General features: G+C 70.3%; 17 protein-coding genes. 7 read left to right on the top strand and 10 right to left on the bottom strand.

Annotated features, from left to right (window positions below):
* Positions 1 to 39: 39 nt before the first annotated feature.
* The 5 genes from ACWD4J_RS28595 to ACWD4J_RS28575 all read right to left on the bottom strand — a co-directional run bounded on the left by ACWD4J_RS28595 (position 40) and on the right by ACWD4J_RS28575 (position 3987).
* The gene (locus ACWD4J_RS28595) at positions 40 to 474 is read right to left on the bottom strand and encodes a TadE/TadG family type IV pilus assembly protein (RefSeq protein ID WP_451398323.1); all 435 of its coding nucleotides are present in this window, start codon (positions 472 to 474) and stop codon (positions 40 to 42) included.
* A gap of 3 nt (positions 475 to 477) precedes the next feature.
* Positions 478 to 933, bottom strand: a complete 456-nt coding sequence (locus ACWD4J_RS28590) for a pilus assembly protein (protein ID WP_451398322.1) — start codon at positions 931 to 933, stop codon at positions 478 to 480.
* Between the two features lie 17 nt (positions 934 to 950).
* A complete protein-coding gene (locus ACWD4J_RS28585; RefSeq protein ID WP_451398321.1) occupies positions 951 to 2237 on the bottom strand; it encodes an AAA family ATPase in 1287 nt (428 codons plus the stop codon).
* A 33-nt stretch (positions 2238 to 2270) separates the two neighbouring features.
* Positions 2271 to 2975 carry a Flp pilus assembly protein CpaB gene (gene cpaB / locus ACWD4J_RS28580; protein WP_451398320.1) on the bottom strand — a complete coding sequence of 235 codons (705 nt, stop codon included), beginning with the start codon at positions 2973 to 2975 and terminating at the stop codon, positions 2271 to 2273.
* Between the two features lie 130 nt (positions 2976 to 3105).
* Positions 3106 to 3987: a hypothetical protein gene (locus ACWD4J_RS28575; RefSeq protein WP_451398319.1), complete on the bottom strand. Its 882-nt coding sequence runs from the start codon at positions 3985 to 3987 to the stop codon at positions 3106 to 3108.
* A gap of 275 nt (positions 3988 to 4262) precedes the next feature.
* Between ACWD4J_RS28575 and ACWD4J_RS28570 the strand changes: the two genes are divergently transcribed.
* The 6 genes from ACWD4J_RS28570 to ACWD4J_RS28545 all read left to right on the top strand — a co-directional run bounded on the left by ACWD4J_RS28570 (position 4263) and on the right by ACWD4J_RS28545 (position 9382).
* Positions 4263 to 5816, top strand: a complete 1554-nt coding sequence (locus ACWD4J_RS28570) for a hypothetical protein (protein ID WP_451398318.1) — start codon at positions 4263 to 4265, stop codon at positions 5814 to 5816.
* A gap of 40 nt (positions 5817 to 5856) precedes the next feature.
* Positions 5857 to 6492 (top strand): hypothetical protein, encoded by a 636-nt coding sequence (locus ACWD4J_RS28565; RefSeq protein WP_451398317.1) that lies wholly within the window; start codon positions 5857 to 5859, stop codon positions 6490 to 6492.
* A gap of 2 nt (positions 6493 to 6494) precedes the next feature.
* Positions 6495 to 6926: a DUF3592 domain-containing protein gene (locus tag ACWD4J_RS28560; RefSeq protein WP_451398316.1), complete on the top strand. Its 432-nt coding sequence runs from the start codon at positions 6495 to 6497 to the stop codon at positions 6924 to 6926.
* A gap of 30 nt (positions 6927 to 6956) precedes the next feature.
* Complete coding sequence (locus ACWD4J_RS28555; protein WP_451398315.1) at positions 6957 to 7415, top strand: hypothetical protein; 459 nt, start codon at positions 6957 to 6959, stop codon at positions 7413 to 7415.
* A gap of 110 nt (positions 7416 to 7525) precedes the next feature.
* Positions 7526 to 8041 (top strand): SigE family RNA polymerase sigma factor, encoded by a 516-nt coding sequence (locus ACWD4J_RS28550; protein ID WP_451398314.1) that lies wholly within the window; start codon positions 7526 to 7528, stop codon positions 8039 to 8041.
* A gap of 54 nt (positions 8042 to 8095) precedes the next feature.
* Positions 8096 to 9382, top strand: coding sequence for a hypothetical protein (locus ACWD4J_RS28545; protein ID WP_451398313.1), 1287 nt, complete (start codon positions 8096 to 8098; stop codon positions 9380 to 9382).
* Between the two features lie 109 nt (positions 9383 to 9491).
* Here the strand turns inward: ACWD4J_RS28545 and ACWD4J_RS28540 are convergent, their stop codons facing one another.
* From ACWD4J_RS28540 to ACWD4J_RS28520, 5 genes are all read right to left on the bottom strand, one after another.
* Positions 9492 to 10277 carry a hypothetical protein gene (locus ACWD4J_RS28540; RefSeq protein WP_451398312.1) on the bottom strand — a complete coding sequence of 262 codons (786 nt, stop codon included), beginning with the start codon at positions 10275 to 10277 and terminating at the stop codon, positions 9492 to 9494.
* 139 nt (positions 10278 to 10416) lie between these two features.
* Positions 10417 to 11904 carry a GntP family permease gene (locus ACWD4J_RS28535; protein WP_451398311.1) on the bottom strand — a complete coding sequence of 496 codons (1488 nt, stop codon included), beginning with the start codon at positions 11902 to 11904 and terminating at the stop codon, positions 10417 to 10419.
* A 242-nt stretch (positions 11905 to 12146) separates the two neighbouring features.
* Positions 12147 to 12557, bottom strand: coding sequence for a RidA family protein (locus ACWD4J_RS28530; protein WP_451398310.1), 411 nt, complete (start codon positions 12555 to 12557; stop codon positions 12147 to 12149).
* Between the two features lie 59 nt (positions 12558 to 12616).
* Complete coding sequence (locus ACWD4J_RS28525; RefSeq protein ID WP_451398309.1) at positions 12617 to 13384, bottom strand: IclR family transcriptional regulator; 768 nt, start codon at positions 13382 to 13384, stop codon at positions 12617 to 12619.
* Positions 13381 to 14463 (bottom strand): sugar kinase, encoded by a 1083-nt coding sequence (locus ACWD4J_RS28520; RefSeq protein WP_451398308.1) that lies wholly within the window; start codon positions 14461 to 14463, stop codon positions 13381 to 13383. Before ACWD4J_RS28520 ends, ACWD4J_RS28525 begins: the two co-directional genes overlap by 4 nt.
* Before the next feature lie 134 nt (positions 14464 to 14597).
* Between ACWD4J_RS28520 and ACWD4J_RS28515 the strand changes: the two genes are divergently transcribed.
* Positions 14598 to 15863, top strand: coding sequence for an amino acid deaminase (locus ACWD4J_RS28515; RefSeq protein ID WP_451398307.1), 1266 nt, complete (start codon positions 14598 to 14600; stop codon positions 15861 to 15863).
* The last annotated feature ends 1 nt before the right edge of the window (position 15864 follow it).

Below are 15864 nucleotides of genomic sequence, written 5' to 3'. Positions count from 1 at the left end.
ACGGGGATGCCGTTCGTGCCGCTGGTCGCGGTAGCCGCGCTAGTCGCGCGGCATGGTGACCGAACGCCTCGCCTCGCCGAATCCGACTCCCGGGATGACGGAGGGGACGCCGACCTCGGCGGTGACCTTCACCTCGTCGAAGGCGCCCACCGGGTCGAGCTGGACCTGGACGTCCAGCCAGTCGCTGACGGCGTCCCGGCCCGCCGTGCGGTAGTCGACGTCCGTGTTGTCGTGGGATGCGACGCGGGCTGCGGCCCGGGCAGCGGTGCCGGCCTGCTGGGCGGCGTAGACGGCGAGTCCCAGCTGGACGGCGAGCAGGCCCACGAGCAGCAGGACGGGCAGCAGACCGACGTACTCGATGGCCACCTGGCCGCGTTCGCGGCGGCGTACCGGGCTGAGGCGTTCACCGGTGCTCCCCCATTGCCTCAAGGGCATGGGAGGTACCCCCACGGTGCCTTCCGTTCGGTTCGCCATGGCTCAGCTCTCCTTCGCTGCGGCGGACGTGCCGGGAACGGTGAGGGGCATGTTGACGAAGCCGGGGAAGAGAAGCGGCACCTTCAGGTCGGCGTGGGCCTTGACGAGGTCGCCGTCGACGCGGCAGCCGATGTCGGCGCCGTCGCGCCACGCGGGCGGGAGGTCCTGCTCGCCCGCCTTCCGGCAGGCCTGGTCGCGGCCCTTCCAGGGGTCGGCCTGGGCTCCCGCGTGCACGGCCCTGTCGGCCGCGTTGCCCGCGAGCACGAAGGTGTAGCCGACCAGCACCGCCTGCCAGAGCACGATGACGGTGGCCAGGATGACCGGCGTCATGGCGGTGAACTCCAGCGCCAGCTGGCCTCGGTCGTCGAGCGCCCGGCGCAGGCGGTTGTCGCCTGTCGTGAGCGTGCGACGGCCGACCCGAATCGTGCGTAAGCGCCGGTGTATGCCTGGGACCCTCATGGCTCCTCTCGCCCCCCTCAGCTGTCTCTCGTCGTCTGCGGATCGGTGCCGCCGCCCCAGCCGCGGCGGCGAAGACCGAACGACCCCCGGTCGTTGCCCCGGAACCGGCCGCCCTTGCCCGCCGCGCCCGCGGGCGCCTTGACCAGGCCGAGCTCGCCCGCCAGGGCCCACAGCGCCTGCTTCACCGTGGACTTGGCGTCCAAGTCCTGCATACGGCCCGCGTCCACGACGGGCTGGAGCTCCTTGAAGTTCGCGGGCACGGCGACCGGGGCCACGTTCGTACCGGTGATCTTCTGGACGAGGGCCGGCTGGATCTCGGTGTTGCGTATGTAGCGGTTGATGAGGGTGACCGTCTCCTCGGCCTTGCGGATCTGCAACCGCCCCCACATCCGCACGATGCGCTTGGCCGCGCGCACCGCCACCACGTCGGGCGTGGTGACGAGCAGGGCCGTCTCCGCCATCTCGATGGCCGCCGCGTTGGCCCCGTTCATCTGGGTGCCGCAGTCGATGACCACGACCTCGTACCGCGAGCGCAGGGCGCTCACGATCTGGCGTACGGAGCGGTCGGCGACCTCCTCGCCCCGCTCGCCCTCGCCGGGCGCGAGCAGCAGCGCCATGCCGGTGGTGTGGTTGAACACGGCGTCCTGCAGCACGCGTGGCGAGATGTCCGTGACCGATGCAAGGTCGACGAGAGACCGGCGGAACTGCACGTCCAGATACGAGGCGATGTCGCCGGCCTGCAGGTCCATGTCGACGAGGGCGACGGTGCTGCCCGAGGCCCGCGCCGCCAGGGCGAGCTGGACGGCGACGACGGTCGTGCCGACACCGCCCTTGGCACCGGAGACGGTGACCACGGTGCCGCCGGGCCCTGTGGGGATGTCGGAGCCGCTGCCGAGATGGCGCCGGACACCCACCGACCACTGGGCCGCGGTCTGCACCCGGCCGGCGAGCTCCTCGTAGCTCAGCGGCAGCGCGACGACGCCGCGCGCGCCGGAGTCCATGGCCGCGGTGAAGATACCCGGGCTCGCGTCGGCGGTGATGAGGATGACCCCGACCGCCGGGAAGCGCAGGGCGATCTCCCGGATCAGCTCGAGCGCCGGCACCGGTCCGATCCGTTCGTGGACCAGGACGACCTCGGGCACCTCCTCCAGCGACTCCGACGCGAGCCGGGCGAGCGTGTCGAGCAGCGACGTGGAGTCGCCGACGGGCGCCGCCGGTTCGGCGTCGGGCAGCTGGCTGAGCAGTGTGGTGATCGACCGGGCCGCGTCGAAGTCACCCACCGCCGGGAGGATCCTCGTGCTCATCCGAACCTCACTCGTCCTCTGCTCATCCGAACCTCACTTGTCCTCGTCGAGGGAGTACGAGCGGTCTCCCGGGGGGATGGTGGTGTCGCTGCCGGGCGCGACGAGGGCGAGCCGCACGTGCTCGGCGAAGGACTCGGCGTAGGCGACGCGCTGGGCGTCCTTGGTGTCGAGGGCGAAGGTGATCGGGACGGCCTCCGTCGGCGCGTTCTGGTTGTCGCTCTTCGGCTCGAGCGCGGTGAGCCTTCCGACGTCCAGGACGCGCGCGTTCGGCACGATGATCCGCGACATGGGCTTCTCGCGGTCGGTCTGGCCACCGAAGGTCGCGTAGATGTTCACGGTGGAGCCGGGGGTGATCTTGCCCGCGACGCCGGTCTCGGCGTCGATCATGATGGCGATCTCCTGCTCACCGGCCTTGAGCGCGGGCTGCTTGACGATCATGTCGCTCTGCAGCAGCGAACCCTTGCGCAGCGTCGTGACGGCGATCTTCCCGCTGATCTGGGAGAGGTCGGTGACGGCCGTGTCGGGCAGCCAGCGCTTCGGCATCTTCACCTTCTGGAAGGCGCTGCTGTTCAGTTCGGTGTACGGCGCGATGTCCGACTTCACTTCGTACGCCGCGACTTCGGGGCCCACCTTCGAATCCACATCGCTGATCACGGACAGGACGCCGACGAAGGCGGCGAAGGCGCACAGGACCGAGATGAGCAGGAGTATGACGCCGCGACGCTGACGGGAATTCATGAGCGGATGAACCTCGTTCGGGATCTGGACCGTTGACGGTCGTGCATCTCACACGGCTCGTATGGGGGGACGGAGGCAGAGACGAAAGACGGGGGACGGGGACGGGACGGTGCGAGGGGCTCGTGCACGGTTATGACGTGCGGGGTGCCTGCGCCCCGTGGGTAGGGACACCAGAGGCGCCGGTTTGGTTCTCGGGCGGAGTGAGCGGCGCGGTGCAGAAGCAGCAGCGGTCGCCGATGAGTTCCATGTCGCACCAGCCGCAGCGCTCGCGCCGCACCGACGCGACGAGCTGGTAGAGCGTGTAGAGATCGGGCAGGTGCGTGGCGAACTCGATCAGCTTCGACGTGCCCCACCAGCGGGCCGAGTCGGCGGGCAGCTGCACCTCCTGCACACGCTGCACCTGCCAGGACGGGGCGAGCGTCCCGGTGACCCAGTCGGACTGGAACTGGCCCCGGGCGACGGCGAGGTGCGTGGGGTAGTTGGGTCCGGCCAGCCGGGCGGCGGGGCCGAGCCGGACCAGCTGGGGGTTCGGGGCCGCGACGACGCCGAACTGGGAGCCGGGCACCCAGGACTTGGCGTGCGTCTTGAGGTCGACGGGGACGTGGTCGAGCCTGGCGACCGAGTTCAGTACGGCACCGGCGTGGATGTAGTAGGGCAGGAGCCGGGACGCGGCGGCCACGACGCCCGCGCTGAAGTCGCAGACGGAGATCTGGCGCAGCTGACGCACGAGCACCGCGACGCCCAGCGGTGGCAGTTCCGACTTGATGACGGCGATGCGGTCGCTCTCGAGGATCGACCGCACGGTGTGCAGCCGCCGCTCGTACGCCACGTCCAGCGTCGTCGGATGGACCACCACCACGTGTCCGAACTGCTCGATCAGCATGTGCATATCGCCGAGAGCCGCCTCGAGCGGCTGCTCGTGCGGCGGGCGCAGTAACGCCGCCGTGGGCGTCTGCTGGTCCGTGGCCGGTAGCACCAGATCGGTACTGGTGACTGCTATCGCGGTCGGCACTTCGGGTTCCCCGTTCCCCGTAGTTCTCCTCGATCACCGGTGGACCCGGCGGTCGTCGGCGTTCACTGTTCCGTCCACCTGCATCAGCACTTTATCCATGACATACAGCCCAGAAAACGTGCTTCCTCACTGTGTGGGGATACGTTCGCCTCGATCTCGGCCAGAGTCAGAGCTTTGGGCCTCGTCTTGGGCCCGCGGGCCCATGTCCGCCCGCACCGCCCGCGCTTAGCCTCCGAGCGCCACAGCGGACTGGTGCGAGGGGTGCAGAAGTGGGCGTGGGGGACGGCAGACCGCCGGCATGCAGACCGGCGTTCAGAGGGAACGACCGGGGTGCCGGCGCACTCGAATACGTCGGCGCGGTCATCGTGATGGTGGCGATCGTCAGCGCGCTTCTCGCCACCGAGGTCGGTCAGCGGATCGCCGGGAGCTTCGCTCAGCACGTCTGCCGCGCACTGGGCGGCAGCGACTGCGGGTCGTCCGGACCGGGCGCCGGAAAGCCCCTCACCGACGCCGACTTCGAGCCTCCCCTCTGCCAGATCTCCACCCTCACCGACAAGGCCGGCGCCAAGGCCAAGGTGCTGTTCATCGAGTTCGGCAAGGAGTACGGGTTCCAGGAGCAGCGGTTCAAGGCCAACACCGACGTCAACAAGGACGGCAAGGTCGACGACAAGGACGAGCTGGTGTACATGACGTTCACCGACGCCGCGTCCGTCGCCGCGAAGAAGGACTGGAAGCCGGGCGCCAAGGTCGGCAAGTTCGGCTCGGACAAGGTCGAGCTCGGCGCGGGCATCAAGGTGACCAACGGGGACACCTGGGTGTTCGAGAGCGAGGACGAGGCCAAGAGGTTCCGGGACGACATCGAGAAGCTGCAGATGTACGAGATCCGGCGCCAGTCCCCCGGCGGCGCGGATGCCAGCCTCGGCGACAGCATCATGTACCTCTTCGGCAAGGGCCCGCTCAAGGACGAGGAGGAGACCCGCGAGCGGGTCGAGAAGGGCCTGGGCGGCGACCGGCAGATCTCCTACGGCAAGGTCGGGTTCGAGGCGTCGGCGGCGGGCGGCATGAAGCTGTCGGCGGGCGACGAGAAGAAGCTCAGCGCCACGCTCGGCGGCAACTTCAAGTTCGCGCCCGAGGTCACCTGGACCGACAACAAGTACAAGAACACCAAGTCGTACACGTACTCCGCGGCCATCGAGTACGGCACCAAGCTCGGGTACGAGGCCGGGCCCCTCAGCGGTGAGGCCTCCGCGTCGACCACGCAGACCGGCACCATCACCGTCACCCACGACAAGAAGACCGGAAAGCTGATCCGCATCGACATGACGCGCACCGTCGAGAAGGGCGCCACCAAGGACGGCGCCAAGGTCGGCGGCGACAACGGCAAGAGCGGGAACGACAAGCGGGGCGGCAGCGCCGGCGCCAAGGGAACCGACAACCAGACCGGCATCGAGGTCGTCACCAACTCCGTCAGCTTCGACCCGGGCACCGAGGGCGACGCCGACCGTGCGATCGCGCAGCAGTGGCTCGACGGCTACGGCGACAACGCGGCCCCCTTCGCATACATGTTCGACGACCACGCGCCGACGTCGCGGCCGGGCGCCGACGACCCGTTCGGGCAGCTGCTCTTCGACAAGGGCAAGTCCAGCAAGACGGTGTACACGGGCCAGACGGAGGCGGCGGAGTACGGCTTCGAGCTGAACCTCGGGCTGAGCCTCGGCTTCTCGGTGAGCACCGAGAAGAAGGAGGAGATGCTCAACGACGCGCAGTTCCTGGGCGCCCCTCGGAACGGACACCGGTCGTACGTTCCCTACAGCTACTGTGCGCAGTGATCAGGGACCGGGACCAGGGCAGGCCAGGGAGCGATCGCATATGAACAGCAGGAATGCCGCCCGTACGCAGGCACGGAACGGCCGCAGTGACGCAGACAGCCGCAGGAGGGGCGGAGCCTTCGCCGGCCTCGTCTGCGGGGTGTGCGCCGCCGCCCTGCTCCTCACCGGGTGTGGCGGGGGCGACCAGGAGGCGGGCTCGGTGCCCAGCGGCTGGGGAACGCTGAAGACGAAGGGCGTGGACGTCTCGTACCCCAAGGGCTCCGGCGGATACGTGGAGCAGAGCGCCGCCGAGCGCAGCAAGCACAACGCGGCCGCTGCGGTCCGTACCGAGAACGGCACCACCGTCTCCACGATCACGGTGCAGCTGGACTTCACGAACGCCGACTCGGCCGAGGAGGCGGCCATCGGCGCCGAGGCCGGTGTGCAGCTCGGGTCGACCCTCCAGGGCGAGAAGGACGTGAAGCTGGCCGGGGCGGACGACGCCCGGCGGGTGGACTTCGAGTTCAGCTCGACCGGCGAGAAGAACACGCCGCCGAAGGGCACACGGATCCACGGCGTGATCCTCACCGGGCTCGACTCGCAGAAGAAGACCTTCGCGGTCCGCATCGACGCGCAGAAGGGTGCGCTGGACGACGCCGCACTCAAGAAGATCATCGACTCGGTGCAGGTGCACTGACCATGGAGATCCCCGGTTCCGGGTACGTCGTCGTCGGGGCCCTCGTGGTCTTCTTCGGCTGGCTGACGCTGAAGTACGCCCGCCGTCTGGTGACCGTCGCGCGGATGATGCGGAGCGGCACGCGGACCACGGGGCGTTGCGTCCGCGTCGAGACCGAGCCGTACAACCGCTCGGATGCGACGCGGCACTTCTTCGCCTTCCGGACGGCCGACGGCCGCGACATCGAGTTCGAGGACCTCGCGGGCTGGTCGGTGAAGGAGGGCGCCGAGGTCACGGTCGCCTACGACCCGCGCGATCCCGAGCGGACGGCGACCATAGCGGGCCGCGGCAGCTGGTCGCCGGTCCTGCAGTGCCTTGCGCTGGTCGCCGGATGCGGCATGGCCACGCTCGGCTTCACGGCCGTCTTTCTCTACCAGGTGACAGGAGGCAGCTGACATGCCCTGCCCGTACTCCGGAGGCAAGTGATGCCGTACTACGGCGCGTCCACGTCCACGGTCACGTCGCGCAACGACCGCAAGGGAGACGTCTTCGCGTTCACGCGCGCGTGGGCGGCGGGCGTCGTCGTGCTCGCCGTCTCCGAGTACGTGCAGATGTCCCTGGTCTACGACACGTTCGTCGGACCGCGCGGCCCGCGCTCCTTCGGCGGCGCCGTGGTTCTCGTCCACCTGCCGAACCTGGTGTGCCTCGCACTCACCACCTGGGCCGCGGCCCGCGCCCATCCCGAGCCCCAGCGCGACCGTCTGCTGCGCCACGCGATCGCCGCCCTCGCCGTCCCGACGGCCGCCCAGCTCCTCACCCTCACCCTCCACTGGAACCGCCCCGGCTTCGGCGCACTCGACCTGGGGATGTCCAGCGCGGTGCTGCTGGCGGGGTGCGCGGTGGGCTGGACAGCGGACCGGTTGCAGGGGCAGGGGGACCGCTGACCGACACCGGCTCGGGGGCGCAGTGAGCGTCCGCCCGCGATGAAACATTCCGTGGGGTCCACCGCATCAATGAGGTGAAGGCGGTCCGGGACGACGCGGGGGGACAGAGTATGAGACAGACTCGAGCAGACGAGTACGCGGAGTTCGCCGCGGCACGGGCCGGGCATCTCTACCGGTCCGCATGTCTGCTCACGGCCGGTGACACGTATCTCGCCGAGGATCTGGTCCAGGAGACGCTGGGCCGGCTGTACGTCGGCTGGAGACGGGTCTCCCGGGCCGACAACCCGGCCGGGTACGCCCAGACCGTCCTCACCCGTGTGTTCCTCGCCCACCAGCGGCGCCGTAGCAGCAGTGAACGCGCCACGGACGTCCTGCCCGACCTGCCCGACCCACGTGCCGCCGACGCCGACACGCCGCTGCGGCTGACGCTCGTCGAGGCACTGGGCCGACTGCCCGCCAAGGACCGGGCCGTGGTCGTCCTGCGCTACTGGGAGGACCGCAGCATCGAGCAGACCGCCGACGTGATGAACGCCAGCTCGGCCGCGGTGCGTACCCGCTGCGTCCGTGCCCTCGCCAGGCTGCGCGTGCTGCTGGGCGACAGCCTCAGCGAGTACACGGCGCCCTGACCGGCCGCACCTTCCTCTCCATACCAACGACGCTCGCAGAGACGGTGGTTTGCCATGTCTGTTGAAGATCACAAAGAACACAGCGACCGCTTCGAAGACCGGCTCGGCGAAGCCATCCGCCACGCCGGTGGCGGCTTCGACACCGACCGGAGCGCCGTCGCCGCCGCCGGCGCGGCACGTGGGCGCAGGCTCCTGCTGCGGCGCAGGGCCGCCGTCGCGGGAGGCGTGGCCGCAGTCGCCCTCGTGGGCGTGGGCGGGACGCTGCTCGTGCCGTGGGGCGGCGACGGGGGCGGACAGCAGGCGTCCGTGGCCGCCGGCCGGACGACGCCTTCGCCGCCCGCCAAGAACGACGGCGAGGTCTCCGGCGCCGACCTGGTCCGCACCCTCAAGAAGCTGCTCCCTGCAGGGAAGTTCAGCGAGGAGCAGGGCCGGGGCACCGGTGAAAGCAAGGAGGGGGGGCTGCCGATGCCGTACGCCCAGGTCGTGTACGACGACGGCAAGGGCGGTGCGGCCGTCGGGGTCTCCCTGAACCGGATCCAGCCGGGGAGCGAGCAGGCCGGCGAGTGGACCGAATGCCCGGACAAGAGGCTGGTCCCGTACGACGCGTGCACCGCGAGCACTCTGCCCGACGGCTCGAAGCTCATGCTTTTCAAGGGGTACGAGTACCCGGACCGCCGCGTGGACACGAAGTACTGGTACGCGTCACTCGTCACCCCGCAGGGACACCACGTCACCGTGAGCGAGTGGAACGCCGAGGCCGAGAAGGACGCGCCGATCACCAGGGACGAACCGCCCTTGTCCACGGCCCAGTTGAAGGAAGTGGCCACCGCCACCGCCTGGCGCACGGTCATCGACGCCATCCCCGAGGACGCCAAGGGGGCCCCGGAGCCGGAGAGCAGCACCAGCACGTCTCCGGGTGCCGACGTCGCGTCGGTCGGGACGACACTCGTCTCGCTGCTCCCCGACAACCTGAAGGTGACCGCGAAGGGCGGCCAGGAGCCCGAATACGCATATGTCGTCGTCGATGACGGCAAGGGCGAGAGCATGATCCAGATCAACGTGCAGTCGAACATGGGTGATTTGCTGAGCGGCCACATGACAGGGGCCGAGAAACTGCAGGACGGCACGCTCGTGCTGACGCAGGAGGCACCTGACGAAAAGGGCCGCACGGGAGTCGTCGTGCGGACCGTCGACGTCCTGCGGCCGAACGGCGACCGCGTGGTGATCTCGGCCTCCAACGCCGCCGATCTGCACGGCGAGGCCACACGTGAGGCGCCCGCCCTGACCCTGGACCAGCTGAAGAAGATCGCCACCAGTGAGAAGTGGCACGAGGGCCGCTAGATCCGGGCCATGAGGGGCGGGCCGGCGGGGCATCCGGTGGAGCGGGTGCCCCGCATGGCCCTCACGGGAGCGATCGGCCGGCCTGGCTCAGCCAGGCATGACCAGGCCGTCAGTCGTCCTTGTCGCCGGCGCCGACCTTGGCCTCGTCGCGTGCCTCGGCTTCGTCGCTGTCCTCGGCCTCAGCGCCGACCTCGGTCTTGTCGGTCTCGTCGGCGCCCTCAGGCTCGTTCTCGGGCTCGTCCTCGGGCTCGTCCTCGAAGTAGGCGTCCAGGACCGCGTCGAGCTGGTCCGTCCACTCCTTGATGCGGCTCTTGTCCTTGACCTCGATGTCGGCCGGGTACCAGCGGCGGTCCGGCGTGTGGACGGTGACCGTGAACCAGCGCCCGAACCGGGACGTCTCGATCTCGACCGCGCCGATCTCGTCCCAGCGGAACTCGCATTCCTGGTCGTCCAGGCGGAGATGTACTCCGGCGCGGTCCGCGGTGATGGACCCGCGGCGGTCGGATGCCTCGAAGACCGGGTCGTCGTCGCCGGATGCGGCGTCCGCGGCGCTGTCGGCATCGCCCTCGGCGGATGCCTCGGCGGCGTCCGGTTCGGCGGAGTCGTCGGAATCGTCAGGCTCGCCGGACTCCTCGGCTTCCGGAGCCTTGGAGGTTGCGTCGCCGCCGTCGGCGTCGACCGCCTCCGCGGTCTCGGAGACCTCGGCTTCCTCCGCGGCGGCGGCGTTCTCCTCGGCGACCGCGTCCCCGGGCTCCGTCTCCGTCGCGGTGTCCACCGACGACTCCGCTTCGTCCTGATCGGCGGCGAGGTGGGGAGTCGTGATGCCGGGGACGTACGCCGGATCGGTCGCGGCGGCCTGCACGGGCTGAATGTTCGGACCTCTTCGCTGCTCCACGGCGGCAGTATGGACGACGATCCTGTACCCGTGGTGCCCGACCCCCCGATTGCCCGGAGGGGAGAGCCCGGGCTGTTCCGGTACGGGCCGAACTGCCGTACCGGAACAGCCGTTTACACGCCTCTGCGAAGAAGTGCGGCTATACGAAGAGGCTCAGCACCGCCGCCATCGCGAAACCGGCCACCGACAGAACGGATTCCAGAACCGTCCAGGACTTCAGGGTGTCCCGCTCGGAGATCCCGAAGTACTTCGCGACGATCCAGAAGCCGCCGTCGTTGACGTGCGAGGCGAAGATCGAACCCGCCGAGATGGCCATGATGACCAGGGCCACGAAGGGCTGCGAGTGGTGGCCCGCCTCGATGAGCGGCAGGACGATGCCCGCCGTGGTGACGATCGCGACCGTGGCCGAGCCCTGGGCGACGCGCAGGACCAGCGAGATCAGATAGGCGAGGACGATGATCGGCAGACCGATGTCGCTGAACGTGTCGGACAGCGCCTGGGCCACACCGCTGCCCTTGAGGACAGCACCGAAGATGCCGCCCGCCCCGACCACCAGCAGGATGTTGCCGACCGGCTTCAGCGACGAAGTCGACACCCGCTCGAGGGACTTGCGGGACCAGCCGCGGCGGATGCCCAGCAGGTAGTACGCCATGAGCAGGGCGATGGTCAGCGCCACGAACGGGTGGCCGAAGAACTCGACGACCGAGCGGCCGGTGGAGGGGTCGAAGGCGATCGAGGAGAAGGTGGCGGCCAGGATCAGGATCAGCGGGGTGCCGGTGATCAGGAAGACGGTGCCCAGCGGGACGGGCTCCTCGGACGCCTGGCCGCCCGCGGCCTCCTGCTCGGCGACGACGGCGGCCTTGGCCTCTTCGGCGGCCTCGACCATGTCCTGCGGGACGGGTACGAAGATGCGGTTGCCGATCCACGCGGAGTACGCCCAGGCGGCGAGCACGGCCGGGATGCCGCAGGCGATGCCCATCAGGATGACCCAGCCCAGATCCACCTTGAGCAGACCCGCGGCGGCCACCGGGCCGGGGTGCGGCGGCAGGAACGCGTGGGTCATCGACAGGCCGGCGAGCAGCGGCATGCAGTACAGCAGGATCGACTTGCCGGACCGCTTGGCGGCGGCGTACACGATCGGCGCGAGGACGAAGATGCCGACGTCGAAGAAGACCGGGATACCGAAGATCAGGCCGGTGAGGCCCATGGCGAGCGGTGCGCGCTTCTCCCCGAACAGGTTCAGCAGACGGGACGAGAGCGCCTCCGCACCACCGCTGACCTCGAGGATCGCGCCGAGCATCGTGCCCAGGCCGATGATGATCGCCACATGCCCGAGGATGCCGCCCATGCCGGTCTCGATGAGCGAGACGGCGTCGGACCTCTGGACGGTGCCGAAGAGTTCGGTGACGGACAGTCCGGCTGCGAGGCCGACGGCTATGGACACGGCGAGCAGCGCGACGAACGGCTGCAGTCTGACCTTGATGATCAGGAAGAGCAGCAGCACGATGCCGAGCGCCGCGACCGTGAGCAGGCCCGCGGTTCCGTCGACGATGGCGAGGAGACCGCCGGTGTGGGGCGGGGTCACGGCGGGAGCGGTCGCCGCGAGTGGGGACAGGGGCAGGGACATGGAGGGGGACCTCGTACTTCCATGACGCTTTCGGGCAGGGAGGATCGCGGCACGGCGCCCTGGGTGTGGGCGCCGTGCCGGGATGTACGGCGTGCGGGGAGTCGAGAGGTGTCAGCTCCCGGGCGAGATGGTCCCGGGAGCGACGGGGACGGCCGGGTGGGCCGGGGGGTGTTCGGCGGGCTGGTGGCCGTCGGCGGCGACGAGAGGCAGGCGACGGCAGAGGGGGACGGGGGTGAGCGGTGTCAGCCGAGGACGGCCAGCGCGTCGATCTCGATGAGGAGGCCCTTGGGCAGGCCGACGTAGACGGTCGTACGGGCGGCCGGGGGCTGCTTCAGGCCCTGCTCCTCGAAGTACGCGTTGTAGATCTCGTTCATCTCCGCGAAGTGGTCCACGTCCGTGAGGTAGACGCGCATCATCATCACGTCGTCCCAGGTCGCGCCGCCCTCTTCGAGGACCGACTTGACGTTGGCGAAGGTCTGCAGGGTCTGCTCGCGCAGGGTCGGCCCGGCGGGCCTCGGGGCCTCGCCCTCGACGGCCGGAAGGAAGCCGACCTGGCCGGCGACCTGAAGGATGTTCCCCTTCTTGACTCCGTGCGAGAACTTGGCGGGCGGGGTGGTGTGGGTCGCCGGGGTGAGGGCGGTCTTCTCGGTCATGGCGCTCATTTCTCTTACGGGCTTACGGGGCTTTGTGGGCCGGGTTCACGGCACCGGGCTTACGGGGCCGGGATGTCCCTCGCGGGGGCACTGCCCGAGTACTCGCGGCTGATGGCGTCGGCGGTGCGGCGCACCAGCGGGAGCAGCGTGAGGAGTTCCTCGGCGGTGACGACGACGTTCGGCGCGGAGACGGACATGGCGGCTACGACCCGTCCGTCCGCACCGCGGATGGGCGCGGCCACGCAGTTGATGGACTCCTCGTGGCCACCGAGGTCGGTGGCCCAGCCCTGTTCGCGTACGGTCGCCAGCTCCTTGAGGAAGGCGGCGGGGTTCGGGATCGAACGGGCCGTGTACATGGGGTAGTCGAGCTTCTCGGCGAGCGCGCGCCGCTCGGCCTCCGGCAGGTCGGCGAGGATCAGCTTGGCGACGGCGGCGACCGTGATGGCGACGGGCTTTCCGATACGCGAGTACATGCGCACCGGGTAGCGGCTCTCGACCTTGTCGATGTAGAGGACCTCGTTCTCCTCGTACACGGCGAGGTGCACGGTGTGCCCGCACTTCTCGTTGAGGTCGACGAGATAGGGGTGGGCGATCTCCCGTATGTCGAGGTTCTCGACGGCCTCCTGGGCGAGGGCGAAGAGACGGGCGCCGAGGCGGTAGCGCTGGTCGGCCTGGCGGTGGACGAGGCCGTGCTCGTGGAGCGTGCGCAGGAGCCGGAGCGCGGTGGACTTGTGGACGCCGAGGCGGTCGGCGACCTGCCCGAGGTCGGCGGGGCCCTCGGCGAGCAGCGGCAGGATGCTCAGCGCGCGGTCGACGGTCTGGCTCATGGGATGCGTACCTCCTCCTTGGCCTCCGTGTCGTGCACGTCCTCGGTGACGGCGTCCGTCCAGCCGGGGCCCAGTCGCAGTCTCCCCCACGCGTCGTCGTCGAGTGCGGCCAGGCGGTCGGCGTGGTTCCGGGCCGGCGGCGTGCCGAGGTCGCCGGGGACGGTGAGGGCCGCGGCGGCCATCAGGTGGCCGTGGCGCAGGCGGTCGCGTACGGGCAGGCCGCGCAGCGTGGCCGACAGGAACCCGGCGGCGAAGGCGTCGCCCGCGCCGACCGGCGCCACGACGTCCACGTGCAGGGCCGGCACGGAGGTGACGGTGCCGTCCTGCTCGAAGACGGTGGCGCTCTGAGCGCCCTGCTTGACGACCACGATCTCCGGCTCGGGCAGCGCCTCGCGGATGGCGCGTACGTCGTGCAGGCCCCACACCTCCCGCGCCTCGTCGTCGCCCACGAACACGATGTCGGCCCCGCGCGCCAGCTCCAGCAGGACGCGCGGCCCGTCGGCCTCGCGCCACAGCCCGGGCCGGTGGTTGACGTCGAAGGAGACGACCGGGCGGCCGGGACGGGACTTCGTCAGCTCCCGCATGAGGCCGAGGCACTCCCCGGACAGCGCGGCCGTGATTCCGGAGAGGTGCAGGATGCGGCCCGCACCGAGCGCGTCGAGGTCCACGCTGTCGACCGCCATGGCCGATGCCGCGGACCCCGCCCGGTAGTAGGCCACCTCGTGGGCGTCGGTGGCCCGGTCGCTCGCCGTACGGAAGTAGACGCCGGTGGGGCGGGCCGGGTCACGCCGTACGGACGTGACGTCGACTCCGTACGCGCCGATCGTCTCGACGAGGTGGTCGCCGAACCCGTCGGCGCCGACGCGGCCGACCCACCGCGTGGAATGACCGAGGGCCGCCAGTACGCACGCCACGTTGGACTCGGCGCCGCCGATGGCCCGGTCGAACGACGGTACGTCGGCGAGGCGGCCCGGCCGGGAGGGCAGGAAGGCGACCATGGACTCGCCGAGCGTGACGACGTCGGCGACGGCGTGGACGTCAACGCCGTCGGGGACATGGGAGAGTCCGTCGGTGGTCACGATGGTTGCGGCTCCTCGTCGTTCCGGATCGCGGCGGCTGCGTTGACCGGCGCTGCCAGGGATGTTAGACAGCAGGAAACGTAATACGCAATGCGCATTGCACATATCGCAACGCGCCTGATCAGGGAGGTTCCATGAGTGCCGAAGCGCTCGCCCGCCTGGCCGCCGAACGCGTCGACCACCGCTTCAAGGGCCTCCCGCCGGACGCCGACGGCCTGACCGTCGGCGAGCTGGCCGCCCAGCGCCGCAACCTCTTCACCGGCGGCTTCGCCACTCCGGTCCTCGCCCTCTCCGCCGAGCGCCTGGAGCACAACCTCGAGCTCATGGAGGCGTACGCGACCCGCCACGGCCTCGCCTTCGCGCCGCACGGCAAGACCTCCATGGCCCCGCAGCTCTTCCAGCGCCAGATCGAGCACGGCGCATGGGGCATCACGCTCGCGGTGCCGCACCAGGCGCGGGTGGCGCGGGCGTTCGGCATCCAGCGGGTGTTCCTGGCCAACGAGCTGGTGGACGCGGCGGCCCTGAAGTGGATCGCGGCCGAGCTCGCCGCCGACCCGTCCTTCCGCTTCGTCTGCTACGTCGACTCCGTCCGCGGCGTCGAACTGATGGACGCTGCGCTGCGCGGGACCTCGCGCCCGGTGGACGTCGTCGTCGAACTCGCCGCCGGCGAGGGCGCCCGTACCGGCGTCCGCACGGAGGCGGAGTGCGCGGCGGTCGCCGACGCGGTGGCCGCCACCGGGACACTGCGTCTGGTCGGCGTCGCGGGCTACGAGGGGGAGGTCCCGGGGGCCGACCCGGAGCGGGTCGACGCCTGGCTGCGCCGGCTCGTCGCCCTGGCCGTCGACTTCGACAAGGCGGGGCGCTTCCCGGACGCCGGGGAGATCGTGGTGAGCGCGGGCGGCAGCGCCTGGTTCGACGCGGTGGCCGACGTGTTCGCCGAGATCCCCGAGCTGTCCCTGCCCGTCCTGAAGTTGCTGCGCTCGGGCGCGTACGTCTCCCATGACGACGGCCACTACCGCAAGCTGACCCCCTTCAACCGCGTCCCGGAGGAGGGCGCCCTGGAGCCCGCCTTCCGCCTGTGGGCCCAGGTGGTGTCACGGCCGTCGGCGGAACAGGCGTTCGTCAACGCCGGCAAGCGGGACGCGGCGTACGACCTGGACCTGCCGTTCGCGCAGGTCGTACGCCGGGACGGCACCGAGCGCCCCGCCACGGGCATCTCGGTCACCGCCCTGTCCGACCAGCACGCCTGGCTGCGTACGGCTCCGGATGCGGACCTCGAGGTCGGCGACTGGCTCGGCATGGGCCTGTCGCACCCGTGCACGTCCTTCGACAAGTGGCAGCTGATCCCGGTGGCCCAGGCGGACGGGACTGTCGTCGACTACGTCCGCACGTTCTTCTAGG

The organism is Streptomyces sp. NPDC002577 (assembly GCF_053594815.1).
This window is presented reverse-complemented; position numbering and strand designations above follow the sequence as displayed.